Genomic DNA, 17,058 nt, shown 5'->3' with positions numbered 1-17,058 from the left:
CCCGGCCAGCATGTGGGCTGACCGGGCGTTTGCATAGGGTTACGTTGGGGGAATTTACTCCAGCTCCACCAGCAGGTCCTTGGCGTCGATCTGGCCACCGGCGCTGACATGCAGGGCTTTGACCGTGGCGTCACGTTCGGCGTGGATGCCGGTTTCCATCTTCATCGCTTCGATGGTCAGCAGCAGGTCACCTTCCTTGATCTCCTGTCCGGCGGTAACGGCCACGCTGGCGACCACGCCGGGCATCGGGGCGCCCACATGGTTGGCGTTGCCCTCTTCGGCCTTCGGGCGGCTGGCGGTGGTGGCCTTGACCAGACGGTTCGGCACGCGAATGACCCGCGGTTGGCCGTTCAGTTCGAAGAACACCTTCACTTCGCCGTTCTCGTCGGTCTCACCGACCGCCTGCAACAGGATTTCCAGCGTCTTGCCCGGATCGATTTCCGCCTCGATCTCCTCCCCCGGTTCCATGCCGTAAAAGAAGGTCTTGGTGGGCAGGCTGCGCACCGGGCCATAGGTGCGGTGACGCCCCATATAGTCCAGGAACACCTTGGGATACATCAGATATCCGTTCAGATCCTCGTTATCGACCTTGAAGCCCTCAAGCTCCTTCGACAGCTCCGCACGGGTTGCTTCCAGATCAATCGGCTCCAGATGCGCGCCGGGGCGCTCAAGGTTCGGCGCTTCGTCTTTCAGCACCTTTTTCACGATCCCATCCGGGAAACCGCCGGGCGGCTGGCCCAGATTGCCGCGCATCATGTCAACGACGGAGTCCGGGAAGGCCATGTCATGATCCGGGTCTTCGACCTCGGCCCGGCTCAGCCCCTGGCTGACCATCATCAGCGCCATGTCCCCGACCACTTTCGACGAGGGTGTCACCTTCACGATATCGCCAAACATCTGGTTCACATCCGCATAGGACTGCGCCACTTCGGGCCAGCGTTCTTCCAGCCCAAGAGAGCGCGCCTGCGCCTTGAGGTTGGTGAACTGGCCGCCGGGCATCTCATGCAGGTAAACCTCGGAAGCGGGCGAGGCGAGGCCGCTTTCAAACGCCACATATTGCCCGCGCACATGCTCCCAGTAATCGTTGATCTCGCGAATCGCCTCAATCGACAACCCGGTGTCGCGATCCGTGTGGCGCAGGGCTTCGACAATCGAGCCAAGGCAGGGCTGTGAGGTGCCGCCCGAGAAGCTGTCCATCGCCGCATCCACCGCATCGACGCCCGCCGCCGAGGCCGCCAGGATGGTGGCCCCCGCAATGCCCGACGTGTCATGGGTGTGGAAATGCACCGGGATCGAAATCTCGTCCTTCAGCGCCTTTATCAGCGCGGTGGCCGAGGCCGGTTTCAGAAGCCCCGCCATGTCCTTGAGGCCAAGGATATGCGCGCCCGCCGCTTCCAGCTCTTTCGCCATGCCGACATAATATTTCAGGTCGTATTTGGCGCGGTCCGGGTTCAGGATGTCGCCGGTATAACAGACGGTGCCTTCGACGATCTTGCCGGACTCATTCACCGCATCCATCGCGACGCGCATGTTTTCAACCCAGTTGAGGCTGTCAAACACGCGGAACACGTCGACGCCGGTTTCGGCCGCCTGTCGCACAAACTCGCGCACCACATTGTCCGGGTAGTTGGTGTAGCCCACGCCGTTGGAGGCGCGCAGCAGCATCTGGGTCAGCACGTTCGGCATCGCCGCGCGCAGGTCGCGCAGGCGTTGCCACGGGCATTCCTGCAAGAAGCGATAGGCCACGTCAAAGGTCGCGCCGCCCCAGCATTCGACCGAGAACAGATCGGACAGGTTCGATGCATAAGCGGGCGCCGCCTTGATCATGTCGATCGAGCGCATCCGGGTCGCCAAAAGCGACTGGTGCCCGTCACGCATCGTGGTGTCGGTCAGCAGCAGCTTCTTCTGATCCAGCATCCAGTCGGCAACGGATTTGGCGCCTTTCTCTTCCAGAAGGTTGCGCGTGCCCGCCGGGATGTCGGTGCCATGGGCCGGGGCTTTGGGTGCTTTCAGCCCATCCGCCGGGGCCGCGCGGCCTTCGGTTTCCGGGTGCCCGTTCACGGTGATATCCGCGATATAGGTCAGGACCTTGGTGCCGCGGTCACGACGTTTCTTGAAATTGAACAGGTCCGGCGTCTCGTCGATGAATTTGGTGGTGTATTCATTCGACAGGAAGGTCGGGTGCTTCAGCAGGTTTTCGACAAAGGCGATGTTGGTCGACACGCCGCGAATCCGAAACTCGCGCAGCGCCCGGTCCATCCGCGCAATCGCCGCTTCGGGGGTTTGCGCATGGGCGGTGATTTTCACCAGCAGACTGTCGTAATAGCGCGTGATCACCCCGCCCGCATAGGCGGTGCCGCCATCCAGGCGAATGCCCATCCCGGTCGCCGAGCGATAGGCGGTGATGCGGCCATAATCCGGAATGAAGTTGTTTTGCGGGTCTTCCGTGGTGATCCGGGTCTGCAGCGCGTGGCCGTTCAGGCGGATCTCATCCTGCGAGGCCTTCCCGGTGGCCTCTGCCAGCGTTTTGCCCTCGGCGATGCGGATCTGCGCCTGCACGATGTCGATGCCGGTCACTTCCTCGGTCACGGTGTGTTCCACCTGAACGCGCGGGTTCACTTCGATGAAGTAGAACTTGCCGCTGTTCATATCCATCAGGAACTCAACGGTGCCAGCGCATTCGTAATTCACATGGGCACAGATCTTGCGACCCAGCTCGCAAATCTCGTTGCGCTGTTCTTCGGACAGATAGGGGGCAGGGGCGCGTTCGACCACTTTCTGGTTGCGGCGCTGCACCGAACAGTCGCGTTCCCACAGGTGATAGATCTCGCCGTGGCTGTCACCAAGGATCTGCACCTCGACGTGACGCGCGCGGGTGATCATCTTTTCAAGATACCCTTCGCCATTGCCAAAGGCGGCTTCCGCTTCGCGGCGCCCTTCCAGAACCTTTTCTTCCAGCTCATCCGGCCCGTGGATCGGGCGCATGCCACGCCCGCCGCCGCCCCAGGACGCCTTGAGCATCAGCGGATAGCCGATCTCTTCAGCTTCCTTGGCAATCGCCACCATGTCGTCGCCCAGAACCTCGGTGGCGGGAATGACCGGAACACCGGCCTCGATCGCCACTTTGCGGGCTGACGCCTTGTCGCCCAAGGCTCGCATGGTCGCGGCTTTCGGCCCGATGAAGGTGATGCCGTTGGCTTCGCAGGCATCCACGAAATCCGGGTTTTCCGACAAAAGGCCATAGCCGGGATGGATCGCATCGGCGCCACTTTCGCGAGCGACGCGAATGATCTCGTTGATCGAGAGGTAAGCGGCCACAGGCCCCATCCCTTCGCCGATCTTATAGGCTTCATCCGCCTTGAAACGGTGCAGGCCCAGCTTGTCTTCCTCGGCATAGACGGCAACGGTTTTCTTGCCCATCTCGTTGGCGGCCCGCATTACGCGGATCGCAATTTCGCCTCGGTTGGCAATCAGAATTTTTTGAAACTCGCGCATCGGCATCTCTCCCCGGTGTCGATGAGTGGTGTCTGAGGCGCTGCCGGATCCCCCGGGTGACAAAGGGGGGCAGAGCCAAGATATGCGCGGATTGGTAGGGAATGCTGCACTGCAGCGCAACTGTTTTGTTACAATCTGGCAAGATTTTTTCCGAGATTGGTCAGATTTATTTACCAGTGGTCGCCCGGGCTGGTCAGTTGCGCGCTAGCAATCCGCCAGCCGCACGGGTGATTCGTCCCTCCACTTCCAGCGTCAGGATCTCCGCTGAAAGCTGTTGCGCCGGATGGCCCAGCTCCCGGATCAGTTGGTCTTCTGCCAGGGGGCACGGGCCCAGACGCGCCAAGATTTGGTCGTGCAGCTTGGTGGTGTCCGCCAGGCTGCGCGCCGGTTTCGGGGCAGGGGGATCCCCCTGCTCGCTGGCTGCATCTTGGCGGGAAACAGGGCGGGGTGGCTGCGCAAATACGCCGCGCAGCGCGTCGAATACGTCATCACTGTGCCGCACCAGAACCGCACCATCCCGGATCAGCATGTTGCACCCCGCCACGCGCGCATCAAACGGGTGCCCCGGAACAGCCAGAACCTCACGCCCCTGATCCAGCGCATTGCGTGCGGTGATCAGCGTGCCGGACTTGGCGGCGGCCTCGACCACGATAACGGCCTGGGACAGACCAGAGATGATCCGGTTGCGCAGCGGAAAATGCCGGGCCTGAGGGCTGCGCCCGATCGGTTGTTCAGAGATCCGCAGGCCGTGGCGGGCAATCCTGTGGGCCAGGTCAGTGTTCTCGGACGGGTAGATCAGGTCGACCCCGCCCGGCATCACCGCAATCGTGGCGCCGTGCTCCAACGCGGCCGTGTGGGCGGCGCTGTCAATGCCCCGGGCCAGTCCCGATACCACAACATACCCCGCTTTGGTCAGGTCTGCGGCCAGTCTGCGCGCCATGCGCAGCCCCAGGGACGAGGCATTGCGCGCGCCGGCCAAGGCCACCATCGGGCGTGACAGGGCCGCGCGGTCGCCCATCGCCCAGAAAAACGGCGGTGCATCGGGGATCTGTGAGAGGGTTTGGGGGTAGTCTGCCTGTCCGCGGAAAATAAGCTGTGCCCCCGCCGCGGCACCCTGGCGGATTTCCTCTTCAGCTTTGGCCATCGGGCAGGGGTGATAGGTTTTCACACCGGCGCTGCGCGCGATCTCTGGCAGGGCTTCCAGCGCATTTTGCGCCGACCCATGCGCGTCGATCAGTTTGTAGAAGGTGGAGATCCCTACGCGGTGAGAGCGCAAGAGGCGGAGCCAGGCGAGCTCATCTTCCGCACTGTGGGGTGAGGGGGTGGGGTGGGGGGAAGGGAATAAATCCACGGGCCTCAACCTGTTGTTCCGTCTCTTGCGGGATCAGCATGGCGGGCAAATGGTTAACGCGACCCTAACAGATTGCAGAAAATTTGGGAAAATTGCGAGAAATCGCATCACTCAGGTGGATCACGCAGGTGGATCACTTGGGGGGGAGAGGGCCGGTTTCTCGCGCTGGGCGGAAAACACCGCCCAAAACACCGCCCCGACCAGCAGGCCCATCCCGGTGAACAGGAACAGGGCGGGCAGCGGGCTCTGCCCCGGTGTGCCCTGAATGTCGGTGATATAGATAAAGAGACCCGCCCCCCAGGCGCTCAGAACCCCAAGGGTGAGGGCAACGGAACGCGGAGCGCCGGTGCGGCGTCCGATCCCCCAAAACAGCGCCACCGCCAGTGCCGTGAGCGGGGCCACATAGATCAGGCCAAAGGTGAAGCTTGCCGCGATGAACAGCAGAAAGGTGAATGGCAGGGCCACCAACTCGTATTCAAGCAGGCTGCCACCGCCAAAGGCGACCATGCCTTCGATCAGGAAAAACGCAGCCCAGCAAGCCACGCCGATGGCAAAGAGCGCGGCGAGCGTCCAGAGGGTGGAGATGAGGTAAATCCGGAGAGCTGTGGGTATATCGGTCATACTGTCTTTTGATCATCGGGGCTGCACAGACGCAAGGGGATTGCCGCATGGCCGGGCGCGTGCGGCTTATGTCCGCGTGTTGCGGTGTCACCTGCGCGGGGGCGGTAAAACCGGGGCGAAACGGGGACCTGCCCCTAACCCCTAAGTGAGGTCTTTCTCAAAATACATCACTTCCAAGGGGAGCGGCCCGTTCGAAGTGTCCAGCTGGGCAATGGCAACCTCGCGGCGGGCCCAGCCATTGCGCATGTAAAACCGCTGTGCCCTCAGGTTTTCTTTCACACAGGCAAGGCGAGCCTGCCCATGTCCGGCTGCGGCGATGCGGCGCTCTCCATCCGTCAGGAGCAGATCGGCAAGCCCCGTGCCCTGGGCGGTTTCATCAACATAGATCTGGTCGATCTCCGCGCCCAGGATCGCGCAAAAGCCAAGCGGGGCGCCAATTGGCCCCGCGGTTCTGGCGTTTTGCCCAAATGCCGTCAGTCGCCGTTGAAAATCCTCGTCCGTGCGCAGAAGCGTCAGCGCCTTGGGCACGTAATGGCTGTGTGCTCTGATCCATTGTGCGCGCCAGAGATGGGCAAGCGGGAGGGTATCCTCCGGCAGAACAGTCGGATCAGAGCCTTTGTCACGCGGCAGCGCCCCCCACCGTCAGCCCGCCGATCAGCAGGGTGGGCTGGCCCACGCCCACGGGCACGGACTGGCCGGCCTTGCCGCAGGTGCCGACGCCGGGATCAAGCGACATGTCATTGCCGATGGCCCGGATCTGTTTCATCGCCTGCGGTCCGTCACCGATCAGCGTCGCACCTTTCACCGGGGCCACGCGTTTGCCGTCTTTCACCAGATAGGCCTCGGTGCAGGAGAAGACGAATTTGCCATTGGTGATGTCCACCTGACCGCCGCCGAACCCAACCGCATGGATGCCGTCCTTCAGTTCGCCCAGCACCTCGTCCGGGGTGGCGTTGCCGCCTTCCATGATCGTGTTGGTCATGCGTGGCATGGGCGCATGGGCATAGCTTTCACGCCGCCCGTTGCCGGTGGGGGCCACCCCCATCAGCCGCGCGTTCTGGCGGTCCTGCATATAGCCCAGCAAGATCCCGTCTTCGATCAGCACCGCGCGGCCCGTGGGGGTGCCCTCGTCATCCACCGACAGCGATCCGCGCCGGTCGGGCAAAGTGCCGTCATCGACCACGGTCACGCCTTTTGCCGCCACCTGCTGGCCGACCAGGCCGGAAAACGCTGAGGTGCCCTTGCGGTTGAAATCCCCTTCAAGCCCATGGCCGACCGCCTCGTGCAGCAGGATACCGGGCCAGCCATTGCCCAGCACCACATCCATCATCCCGGCAGGGGCGGGGATCGCGTCGAGATTGACCAGAGCGATGCGCAGCGCCTCGCGGGCGTGGGCCTGCCAGCTGGAAGGCTCCAACAGGCCGGACAGACCAATCCGCCCGCCGCCGCCGGAACTCCCGCTTTCGCGCCGCCCGTCCTGTTCCACGATCACCGAGACATTCAGCCGGGTCATGGGACGCGTGTCGGTCACAAGCTGCCCGTCCGGGCGCAGGATCTGCACCTCCTGCAACGAGGCCCCCATCGAGGCAGAGACCTGCACCACGCGGGTGTCCAGGTCGCGGGTGAAGGCGTCGATTTCGCGCAGCGTATCCACTTTCACTGAAAATTCCGCATCTTCCATCGGGTTGGCATCGCTATAAAGCCTGCGGTTGGTGGGGGTCGGGGCGTCCGCCCAATGTCCGCCCCCGTTGCCCACCGCCAGCCGTGCGGTGCGGGCGGCGCGGGCAATGGCGGCCTCAGACAGCTCGGTGGAATGGGCATATCCGGTGGTTTCGCCCTTCACGGCGCGCAGCCCGAACCCTTCCGAGGCGTCATAGCTGGCATTTTTCAGGCGCCCGTCATCGAAGATCAGGGATTCGGAGCGGCGGCGCTCGAAAAACAATTCGCCATCATCGGCCCCATCGGTGGCCGCGGCCAGCTGGGATGTGGCGCGGGATTGGTCGATATGGGTGTCGAAGGGGCGAAAATCGGTGGCTTTGGTCATCGGGTCCTCAAAAAACGGCGATTTGACATGGATCAATGCTTAACCTGCGAAGGTTTTCCTTGTCCCATCCGTTGTAATATGGTTTCAAACCAAAGAGAAACAATGGAATCCCGCGAAATTCCTCCGGTTGTCATTTTCGCCAGTGAGAAGGGCGACGTGTCAGCGAGAGCACCGAGGGAGAGCCATTGTCCAGAAAACGATCCGGGTGGGGCCGAGGTGACATGCGGCAAACCCCCGAACAGGGATGAAAAGACATATGAAGCGTTTCAGCAGCATGAAGGCCACTGCAACTGCCGTTCTGGCCGCCACCTTGACCGCAACCGGGGCATCGGCCCAGGACGTTCTGCCGGACAATCTGGAAGTGATCGGCAAGCCGGTGGATGGCGCCACGGGGTTCCAGCCTGCCGCCACCAATATCGCTCAGGCCACTCAGGGCCTGGATGAGATGCTGCTTTACATCATTGTTGCCATTGCCCTTTTTGTCACGGCCCTGCTGATTTGGTGCATCCTGCGCTTCAACCGCCGCGCCAACCCGGAGCCTGCAACCTTTACCCATAACACCCCGATCGAAATCGCCTGGACGATCATTCCGGTGATCATCCTGGTCTTCATCGGGGCCTTTTCGCTGCCGGTGCTGTTCAAGCAACAGGTGATTCCCGAAGGGGACGTGGTGATCAAGGTGACCGGGTATCAGTGGTACTGGGGCTATGAATATCCCGAGCACGAGTTTGGCTTTGACAGCTTCCTGCTCGATAAATCCGCGCTTGAGGAACATGGCTACAAGCAAAGCGATTACCTGCTGGCCACCGATACCGCCGTCGTGGTGCCGACCGGCAAGAAGGTTGTGATGCAGGTGACCGGGGCAGACGTGATCCACAGCTGGACCATCCCCGCCTTTGGCGTGAAACAGGATGCGGTTCCGGGCCGTCTGGCTGAGCTGTGGTTCGAAGTGGAACCGGGCAATGAGGGCATCTATTTCGGCCAGTGTTCGGAACTTTGCGGCAAGGATCACGCCTATATGCCGATCACGGTGAAAGCCGTCACCGCCGAGGAATATGACGCCTGGCTGAAAGGCGCCGTGGCGGAATATGCCGGCAATCCCGACAGCCTTCCCGCCGCCCAATCCGGGGTGCAGGTGGCGTCAGCCGAGTAAGACATTGCGCGGGCGTGCGGCCAATGGATGCCGCTTGCCCCCTTTTACCCGATCCGCCCGCCGCCCCCTCCCGCCTGAACGTCCGGGACCACCCGTGACCAAAGGCAAGCGCAGAGGGACGGCCCGCCAAGAGTGAGGACAGATGAGCGACGCAAGTATCAACAGCAACCTTCAGGCCCCTTCCCAGACCGGTGATGCGGGGTTCGGTGATTATTTTGCGCTTTTGAAGCCGCGGGTCATGTCGCTGGTGGTGTTCACCGCCTTCGTAGGTCTTGTGGTGGCCCCGAACGGGGTGCATCCGCTGATTGCCTTTGCCTCGATCCTGTTCATTGCCGTCGGCGGCGGCGCGTCGGGCGCGCTGAACATGTGGTGGGATGCCGATATCGACCGCAAAATGCGCCGGACCCAGTCACGCCCGATCCCATCGGGGCGTGTGAGCGAAGGCGAGGCTTTTGCGCTGGGCATGACCCTGTCGGTCTTTGCCTGCGTTTTTCTGGCACTTACGGCCAATTTCATGGCCGGGTTCCTGCTGGCCTTCACGATCTTTTTCTACGTGGCGATCTATACGATGTGGCTCAAGCGCTGGACGCCGCAGAATATCGTGATCGGCGGCGCCGCGGGCGCTTTTCCTCCGATGATCGGCTGGGCAGTGGCCACTGGGGGCGTGTCGGTTGAAAGCGTGCTGATGTTTGCCCTGACCTTTGCCTGGACCCCGCCGCATTTCTGGGCGCTGGCGCTGTTTACCAAGGGCGATTATGCCAATGCGGGCGTGCCGATGTTGACCGTGACCCATGGGCGCAAGACCACCCGCGCCCATATCCTTGGCTATACGCTGGTGCTGGCGATCGTCGCCATCGCGCTTGGCCTGACCTCGATCGGCGGGCCGGTTTACATGGCGGTGGCCGTGGTGCTGAACGCCATGTTCATCAAGGGCGCCTGGGAGGTGTTCCGCCGCGACGACACCGCATCGGATGCGGATAAACACAAAGCCGAGCGCGGCCTGTTCAAACTGTCGCTGCTTTACCTTTTTGCCCATTATGGCGCCCTTCTGATCGAAGCAGGGCTGAAACCTTACGGATTGGGAGGCTGGGGCTGATGACGTTCAAACCTGACCACGACCTGCACAAACGCCGCTTTGGCCGCAATATGGGGCTGGGCGCTGTGCTGATCGGTTTTGTTGTGCTGGTCTATGGGATCACCGTGGTGAAAACCTCGGAGCTTTATAAACCCGCGCCCGCAAACGCTGCCGCAAAATCTTCAGCTGCGGAGGCATCTGAATGAGCCTGACCGCGCCCCAGAAAACAGCAGCCAAGATGGTCGGTGTGGTGATCGTGATGGGATCACTCGCCTGGGCATCGGTGCCGTTTTACGACTGGTTTTGCCGGGTCACGGGGTTTGGCGGCGCCACCAGCGTGGCAGAGCAGGGATCGGACGTGGTGCTGGATCAGGAGATCCTGGTGCGCTTTGATGCCTCTCTGGAACGCGGAATGCCATGGGAATTCAAGCCGGTCCAGCATGACATGCGGATCAGGATCGGCGAAACGGGACTGGCCTTTTACGAGGCCTACAACCCGACCGACCGCCCCATCGCCGGCACCGCCAGCTATAACGTCGCGCCATATGCGGCCGGGGGCTTTTTCACCAAGATCGACTGTTTCTGCTTTGAGCAGCAGGTGCTGCAACCGGGCGAACGCGTGACCATGCCGGTCACCTTCTATGTCGACCCCGAACTCACCAAGGACCGCGAGGGCAAGTTCGTCAAGGCGATCACGCTTTCCTACACCTTTCACGAAACCGACCTGCCGGAAGAGGTTGCGAGACTGGCAACCGACGCGAGCGCAGGCAATTAGGGTCTGGACAACAGACCGGACAAAACGGGGCTGATACATGCCCGGAGCAATAGGGACCTGAACGAAAAATGGCACATGCAAAGAACCACGATTATCACATTCTGCCGCCCTCGGTGAATCCGTTCCTCGGTGCGGTGGCGGCGTTTGTCATGCTGTTTGGCGCGGTGAAATGGATGGCAGAGGGCAGCTGGATGCTGTTTGCCGTGGGGTTCCTCGGCGTGCTTTATGTCATGTTCGCCTGGTGGTCGGACGTGGTGCATGAAGGGCAGACCGGCGATCACACCCCGGTGGTGAAAATCGGGCTTCGTTACGGCGTGATCCTTTTCATCATGTCCGAGGTGATGTTCTTCTCGGCCTGGTTCTGGTCCTTCTTCAAACACGCGCTTTACCCGATGACCGAAGGGTCGCCCAAGGTGGATGGCGTCTGGCCGCCCGCAGGCATTGAAACCTTCGATCCGTGGCACCTGCCGCTGATCAACACGCTGATCTTGCTTCTGTCAGGCGCCGCCGTGACCTGGGCGCACCACGCAATTGCCCATGAAAACAACCGCAAAGATCTGGTCAACGGTCTGGCCATTGCGGTGCTCTTGGGCGCGATCTTCACCATGTTCCAGGCCTATGAATACAGCCACGCCGCCTTTGGCTTCTCCGGCAATATCTATGGCGTGAACTTCTTCATGGCGACCGGCTTCCACGGCTTCCACGTGATCGTCGGCACCATCTTCCTCGCGATCTGCTGCCTGCGCGCGATGAAGGGCCACTTCACCCCCGAAAGCCATGTCGGTTTCGAAGCCGCCGCCTGGTATTGGCACTTCGTGGACGTGGTCTGGCTGTTCCTCTTCGCCGCCGTCTACATCTGGGGCGGTTGAATCTGACCCCAATTCGGTCCTAATTGGGCGTGGGAGAGATCCCGCGCCCTTTTCCGTTCCCTGTCAAAGGCCTGGCCATGCGTTGGAAATTCATATTTGCGGCTGTGCTCAGCCTTGTTGTCCTTGGAATATTCCTCTCGCTTGGCACATGGCAGTTACAACGTCTGCAATGGAAAGAGGCGTTGATCGCCGAGATTGACACCAAGATCGGTGCCGATCCGGTGGCCGTGCCAGACACTCCCAATGCGCAGGATCACAAATACCTGCCGGTCGGCGTGATGGGCGCGTTTGATGCGGGCGGGGTGTTTGTCCTTGGCTCTACCCGCGATTTCGGCGCCGGGCATCGGGTGATCTCAGCCTTTGCAATGCCGGACGGGCGGCGCGTTCTTGTGGATCGAGGTTTTGTGCCGGTGCGTGTCGGGCGGCCTGATCTTGAAGCCAGCGCCCCCATGACCCTCACCGGCAACCTGCACTGGCCCGAGGAGCGCGACGCCTATACGCCCGAGGATGACATCGCTGGCAACATATGGTTTGCCCGCGACGTGGAGAAGCTCGCCGCTCATCTGGGCACCGATCCGATCCTGATCATTGCGCGGGAGCAGACCGACCCGGCGATCATCCCCATGCCCGTCACCGCCGCAGGTATCCCCAACCGCCATCTGGAATATGTCGGCACGTGGTTTTTGCTGGCAATCACATGGTCGGTGATGACAGGCTTTGCGCTTTGGCGTATGAAGCGCCGGAACGCCTGATGCGTCACGCTTAAAGGAAGATCAAGATGCGCTATGTTTCGACCCGAGGAGAGGCCCCGGTTCTGAGTTTCGAAGACGCCATGCTGACCGGGCTTGCCCGCGACGGTGGCCTTTATGTGCCCGAAACCGTCCCGACCATGACCACGGATGAAATTGCTGCGCTGGCGGGTGTCTCTTACGAAGAGGCCGCCTTTCGCGTGATGCGCCCCTTTGTCGAGGGCAGCTTCTCGGACGAGGAGTTCCGCGAAATTATCGCCAAGGCCTATGCCGGTTTCGGTCACGAGGCCCGCGCACCGCTGGTGCAGCTGGAACCGGGTCATTTCCTGCTGGAGTTGTTCCACGGCCCGACGCTGGCGTTCAAAGATTTTGCCATGCAGCTGATCGGTCAGCTGTTTCAGGTGGCGCTGGCCAAACGAGGTGAGACGATCACCATCGTCGGGGCCACGTCGGGGGACACCGGCTCCGCCGCGATCGAAGCGTTCCGCGGGCTTGAGAATGTCAATGTCTGCATCCTCTACCCGCATGGGCGCGTCTCAGAGGTGCAGCGCCGCCAGATGACCACCCCGGTTGAGGCCAATGTCCACGCGCTTGCCGTGGACGGGGATTTCGACGACTGCCAGGCGCGGCTCAAGGACATGTTCAATGATTTCGATTTCCGCGACGAGGTGAAACTCGCCGGTGTGAACTCGATCAACTGGGGCCGGGTGCTGGCGCAGGTGGTTTACTATTTCACCGCCGCCGTGGCCGTGGGCGCGCCGCATCGCCGTGTCAGCTTTACCGTGCCGACCGGCAATTTCGGCGACATCTTTGCCGGTTATATCGCCAAGCAGATGGGCCTGCCGATTGACCAGCTGGTGATTGCCACCAACCAGAACGATATCCTGCACCGCACGATGGAAACCGGCGCCTATACCAAAGGTGAGGTGACCCCGTCGATCTCGCCCTCGATGGATATTCAGGTCAGCTCCAACTTTGAACGTGCGCTGTTTGACGCCTATGGGCGCGATGGAAAAGCGGTGCAAAGCCAGATGGCGGACCTTGCCACCGGCGGCTTCACCATCTCGCAGGGGGCGATGGAATACCTGAAGGATCATTTCACCTCGGGGCGTGCCTCGGAAGCCGAGACCTCGGCTGAGATCATGCGCAGCTTTGCCGCCACCGGTGAGGTTCTTTGCCCGCATTCCGCCGTGGGCGTGAAAGTGGCGCGTCAACATATGTCTGATACGGTGATGATCACGCTTGCCACCGCCCACCCGGCGAAATTCCCGGCGGCTGTGAAAGAGGCCTGCGGGCAGGATGCCCCGCTTCCCCCCCGTATGAGCGACCTGTTTGAGCGTGGCGAACGTGTCACCCGCGTCGCGGGCGACCTGGACGCGCTGAAAACCGTGATCCGTGAAAAGATTGGACACTGACCTAGATGGCAATTGAAATCGGACGGCTGGCAAACGGCTTTCGCGTTGTGACAGAAAACATGCCGGGGCTGGAAAGTGCTTCGCTCGGGATCTGGGTCCTGGCCGGTGGGCGCCATGAAACCGAGGCCCAGAATGGCATTGCGCATTTTCTGGAACACATGGCCTTCAAGGGCACCAAGCGCCGCTCGGCGCTCGAGATTGCCGAGGCGATCGAGGATGTGGGCGGCTATCTGAACGCCTATACCTCGCGCGAGGTGACCGCCTATTACGCGCGCGTTCTGAAACAGGATGTGGCGCTGGCCTTTGACGTGATTTCCGACATCGTGCTGAACCCGGTGTTCGACGCGAATGAGATCGAAACCGAACGCGGCGTGATCTTGCAGGAAATCGGTCAGGCGCTGGATACGCCGGATGACGTGGTCTTTGACTGGTTGCAGGAGGTTGCCTTCCCCGATCAGCCACTGGGCCGCACCATCCTGGGTCCGGTTGAACGGGTGCAGAGCTTTACCCGCGACGATCTGGCCGGGTTCGTGGCCCAGCATTACGGCCCCGAACAGCTGATCCTGTCCGCAGCGGGCGCGGTGGATCATGACGAGATCATGCGCCTGGCCGAGGCCACCTTTGGCGGGCTGACCCGTGGCACCCCGCCTGCGCAGGTTGCGGCAGGCTGGGCTGCGGGAGAACGGCACGAAATTCGTGACGGGCTGGAGCAGGTCCATTTCACCCTTGGGCTGGAGGCGCCGAGCTATCGGGATGAGGCGTTTTACGCCGCCCAGCTGTTCAGCTCGGCCCTTGGCGGCGGCATGTCCTCGCGCCTGTTTCAGGAGGTGCGCGAAAAACGCGGCCTGTGCTATTCGATCTATGCGCAGGCGGGCAGCTATGATGATACCGGTATGATGACCATCTATGCCGGCACCTCGTCTGACGATATCGCCGATCTTGCTGGTCTGACGGTGCAGGAACTGACCCGGGCGGCGCAGGATATGTCCGAGCGCGAGATGGAGCGGGCCCGCACCCAGCTCAAGGCCGGGCTGTTGATGGGGCTGGAAAGCCCCTCGGCGCGGGTGGAACGCATGGCGCGGCTGCTGGGGATCTGGGACCGGGTGCCGGGGCTGGAGGAAACCGTGGCCAAGATCGACGCGGTCACGCTGGGGGATATCCAGCGGGTTGGGCGCAAGATGGCGTTTGACGCCCCGATGGCCATGGCGGTCTATGGCCCGGCGGCCAAGGCGCTGCCTCTGTCCGCGCTGAGCGAACGCAGGAAGGCCGCATGATGTTTGGCGCGCTTTCGACCCGTTCTCGAAAGAAAGTTCGGATCGAAACCGAGCGCCTGACGCTGCGCCTGCCGACCCATGGCGATTACCGCGCCTGGGCGGCTCTGCGCGCCTCAAGCCAGGATTTCCTGACCCCGTGGGAACCAAGCTGGGCGGCGGATCACCTGTCGCGCAAAAGCTTTACCAACCGGGTCTATTGGGCGGGGCGTTCGATTGCCAGCGGCACCGCGCTTCCGCTTTTCCTGATCCGGCGCGCCGATCAGGTGCTGGTCGGGGCCATCACCCTGGACAATATCCGCCGTGGCCCGGCACAGGCCGCCACTGCGGGCTATTGGGTGGGCGAATGTTACGCGCGCGAAGGGTATATGCGTGAGGCGCTGAATGCGGTGGTGCATTACGCGTTCAACGATCTTGACCTCAGCCGGCTCGAGGCAGGCTGCCTGCCGGAAAACCTCGCCTCACGTGGGGTGCTGGAAAAGACTGGTTTCAAATATGAAGGTGTGGCGCAGAGTTATCTGCAGATCAACGGGCGTTGGCGCAATCACGTCCTTTATGCCAATCTGAGGTCGGATCGACGCGGGCGCACCCAGGTGGGATAAGACCCGCCGGGCAGGGGGGGATTTCGCTCACGCTCGGGCGTGCTTTTGGTGGCCTCGCTGCGCTCGGTGCCTCCGGCGGGAGTATTTGGACCAAGAAGAAAGAGGGTGTGATGCGAGACGCGGATAAGGTGTTTGAGGCGCGGTTGCGGGGCCAGCTTCTCGAGGCCACGTTTCGCCCGACCGCCCCACATTACCTGGAAGAGCCGCGCGGGCTGTTTCGCGGGGCAGATGGGCTGGTGCTTGCGCCCGGTTGCGTGGAAGAGGTCTCGCTCATCATCCGGGCGTGCCATGACGCCTCGGTGCCGGTGGTGCCCTATGGCGGTGGCACCGGGCTGGTTGGGGGGCAGGTGATGCCTGCCGGGCACTGCGCGCGCCCGGTGATCTTGTCGCTCGAACGCATGACGCGGATCCGTGCCATCTACCCCGAGGAAAATGTTCTGGTGGCCGAGGCGGGTGCGATCCTTGCTGATGTGCAAGCTGCGGCCGAAGGGGAAGGACGGCTGTTTCCGCTGTCGCTTGCCTCGGAAGGGTCCTGCCGGATTGGCGGCTGTCTGTCCACCAATGCTGGCGGGGTGAACGTGCTGCGCTATGGCACTGCGCGCGCGCTCTGCCTCGGGCTGGAAGCGGTGTTGCCGGACGGGCGGATCTGGCATGGGCTGAAACGGCTGCGCAAGGACAATACCGGCTATGACCTGACCAATCTGCTATGCGGGGCCGAGGGCACATTGGGTGTGATTACCGCCGCCAGCCTGCGCCTTGCGCCGCGTCCCCGCGCGCAGGCAACGGCGCTTCTGGTGGTGCCGGGGCCGGTGCAGGCGCTGTCCCTCCTGTCACTTGCACAGGACCTGATCGGTGAGGGGATTTCGGCATTTGAACTGATCTCCGGCACCGGGTTTGCGTTTCTCACCGAGGCCGGCCTTGGCGGCCCGCCCCCCTTTGCACAGGCACCGGCCTGGTCGGTGTTGATAGATCTTGGTCTGGGCGGCGGGCAGGAGGCCGGATCGGCGCTGTTGCACCTATTTGAGTTGGCACAGGAAAAAGGCTTGGTGAGTGACGGGGTCATCTCTCAGTCCGAAGCGCAGCGCGCGGCCCTGTGGAAACTGCGCGAAGAAATCCCCCTGGCAAACCGCCATGTGGGGGCGGTGTCTTCTCACGATATCTCGTTGCCACTGTCGGAAATTCCCGCCTTTCTGCGGCGCGCGGACGCCGCCATTGCCCAGCTCGGCCCGTTTCGCATCAATGCGTTTGGCCATCTGGGGGATGGCAATCTGCACTATAATATCTTTCCGCCAAAGGGGCAGCGGACGTATGACCACGCCGCGCAGGCCGCTGACATTCGCGTCGCGGTCTACGAGCTTGTCCAGCAAATGGGCGGATCCTTCTCCGCCGAACATGGGATTGGCCGGCTCAAACCCGAAGAGCTCGCCCGTTACGCGGATCCGACGCGGCTTGCCACCTTGCATGCGATCAAACAGGCGCTCGACCCCAAAGGGATCATGAACCCGGGGGTGATGTTTCCCCTTGGCTGACGGCCGGTTGTGGCCTGTGCCGCGCACCTTGCAAGGATGGTGGACGTTTTCAGGTATTGCTGGGATCTGACACCACCGGGATAGGTTTATTTTCTGGTGTCAAATATCC

At 62.1% G+C, this 17,058-nt stretch carries 15 protein-coding genes; 10 read left to right on the top strand and 5 right to left on the bottom strand.

Annotated elements, in window-relative coordinates; all coding sequences use genetic code 11:
* Nucleotides 1-54 precede the first annotated feature (54 nt).
* The 5 genes from AKJ29_RS08020 to tldD all read right to left on the bottom strand — a co-directional run bounded on the left by AKJ29_RS08020 (nt 55) and on the right by tldD (nt 7,511).
* Nucleotides 55-3,495: a pyruvate carboxylase gene (locus AKJ29_RS08020; RefSeq protein WP_055189694.1), complete on the bottom strand. Its 3,441-nt coding sequence runs from the start codon at nt 3,493-3,495 to the stop codon at nt 55-57.
* Nucleotides 3,496-3,688: 193 nt separating this feature from the next.
* Entirely contained in the window at nt 3,689-4,846 is a 1,158-nt protein-coding gene (dprA, locus tag AKJ29_RS08015; RefSeq protein WP_074963617.1) for a DNA-processing protein DprA, read from the bottom strand.
* 120 nt (nt 4,847-4,966) lie between these two features.
* The gene (locus AKJ29_RS08010) at nt 4,967-5,467 is read right to left on the bottom strand and encodes a hypothetical protein (RefSeq protein ID WP_055189687.1); all 501 of its coding nucleotides are present in this window, start codon (nt 5,465-5,467) and stop codon (nt 4,967-4,969) included.
* 141 nt (nt 5,468-5,608) lie between these two features.
* Nucleotides 5,609-5,995 carry a GNAT family N-acetyltransferase gene (locus AKJ29_RS08005; RefSeq protein WP_055189679.1) on the bottom strand — a complete coding sequence of 129 codons (387 nt, stop codon included), beginning with the start codon at nt 5,993-5,995 and terminating at the stop codon, nt 5,609-5,611.
* Nucleotides 5,996-6,086: 91 nt separating this feature from the next.
* Nucleotides 6,087-7,511, bottom strand: a complete 1,425-nt coding sequence (gene tldD, locus AKJ29_RS08000; RefSeq protein WP_055190496.1) for a metalloprotease TldD — start codon at nt 7,509-7,511, stop codon at nt 6,087-6,089.
* Nucleotides 7,512-7,767: 256 nt separating this feature from the next.
* Between tldD and coxB the strand changes: the two genes are divergently transcribed.
* The 10 genes from coxB (at nt 7,768) to AKJ29_RS07950 (ending at nt 16,949) form a co-directional block, all read left to right on the top strand.
* The gene (gene coxB, locus AKJ29_RS07995; RefSeq protein ID WP_082392550.1) at nt 7,768-8,664 is read left to right on the top strand and encodes a cytochrome c oxidase subunit II; all 897 of its coding nucleotides are present in this window, start codon (nt 7,768-7,770) and stop codon (nt 8,662-8,664) included.
* Nucleotides 8,665-8,806: 142 nt separating this feature from the next.
* Nucleotides 8,807-9,760: a heme o synthase gene (cyoE, locus tag AKJ29_RS07990; protein WP_055189677.1), complete on the top strand. Its 954-nt coding sequence runs from the start codon at nt 8,807-8,809 to the stop codon at nt 9,758-9,760.
* On the top strand, nt 9,760-9,945 hold the full coding sequence (locus AKJ29_RS07985; protein ID WP_055189672.1) for a hypothetical protein: 186 nt from the start codon (nt 9,760-9,762) through the stop codon (nt 9,943-9,945). The genes cyoE and AKJ29_RS07985 overlap by 1 nt, the downstream gene beginning before the upstream one ends.
* On the top strand, nt 9,942-10,514 hold the full coding sequence (locus AKJ29_RS07980) for a cytochrome c oxidase assembly protein (RefSeq protein WP_055189670.1): 573 nt from the start codon (nt 9,942-9,944) through the stop codon (nt 10,512-10,514). The genes AKJ29_RS07985 and AKJ29_RS07980 overlap by 4 nt, the downstream gene beginning before the upstream one ends.
* 68 nt (nt 10,515-10,582) lie before the next feature.
* On the top strand, nt 10,583-11,383 hold the full coding sequence (locus AKJ29_RS07975; protein WP_055189669.1) for a cytochrome c oxidase subunit 3: 801 nt from the start codon (nt 10,583-10,585) through the stop codon (nt 11,381-11,383).
* A 77-nt stretch (nt 11,384-11,460) separates the two neighbouring features.
* A complete protein-coding gene (locus AKJ29_RS07970) occupies nt 11,461-12,135 on the top strand; it encodes an SURF1 family protein (protein ID WP_055189668.1) in 675 nt (224 codons plus the stop codon).
* Nucleotides 12,136-12,161: 26 nt separating this feature from the next.
* Nucleotides 12,162-13,547 (top strand): threonine synthase, encoded by a 1,386-nt coding sequence (gene thrC / locus AKJ29_RS07965; protein WP_055189667.1) that lies wholly within the window; start codon nt 12,162-12,164, stop codon nt 13,545-13,547.
* 5 nt (nt 13,548-13,552) lie between these two features.
* Nucleotides 13,553-14,821 carry a M16 family metallopeptidase gene (locus AKJ29_RS07960; RefSeq protein WP_055189665.1) on the top strand — a complete coding sequence of 423 codons (1,269 nt, stop codon included), beginning with the start codon at nt 13,553-13,555 and terminating at the stop codon, nt 14,819-14,821.
* Nucleotides 14,818-15,420 (top strand): GNAT family N-acetyltransferase, encoded by a 603-nt coding sequence (locus AKJ29_RS07955; protein ID WP_055189664.1) that lies wholly within the window; start codon nt 14,818-14,820, stop codon nt 15,418-15,420. The genes AKJ29_RS07960 and AKJ29_RS07955 overlap by 4 nt, the downstream gene beginning before the upstream one ends.
* Before the next feature lie 110 nt (nt 15,421-15,530).
* A complete protein-coding gene (locus AKJ29_RS07950) occupies nt 15,531-16,949 on the top strand; it encodes an FAD-binding oxidoreductase (protein WP_055189663.1) in 1,419 nt (472 codons plus the stop codon).
* Nucleotides 16,950-17,058: the final 109 nt, after the last annotated feature.

Source organism: Aliiroseovarius crassostreae, from assembly GCF_001307765.1.
Lineage (GTDB): Bacteria > Pseudomonadota > Alphaproteobacteria > Rhodobacterales > Rhodobacteraceae > Aliiroseovarius > Aliiroseovarius crassostreae.
The sequence above is the reverse complement of the archived record's forward strand: the minus strand, read 5'-3'. Positions and strand labels throughout refer to the sequence as shown.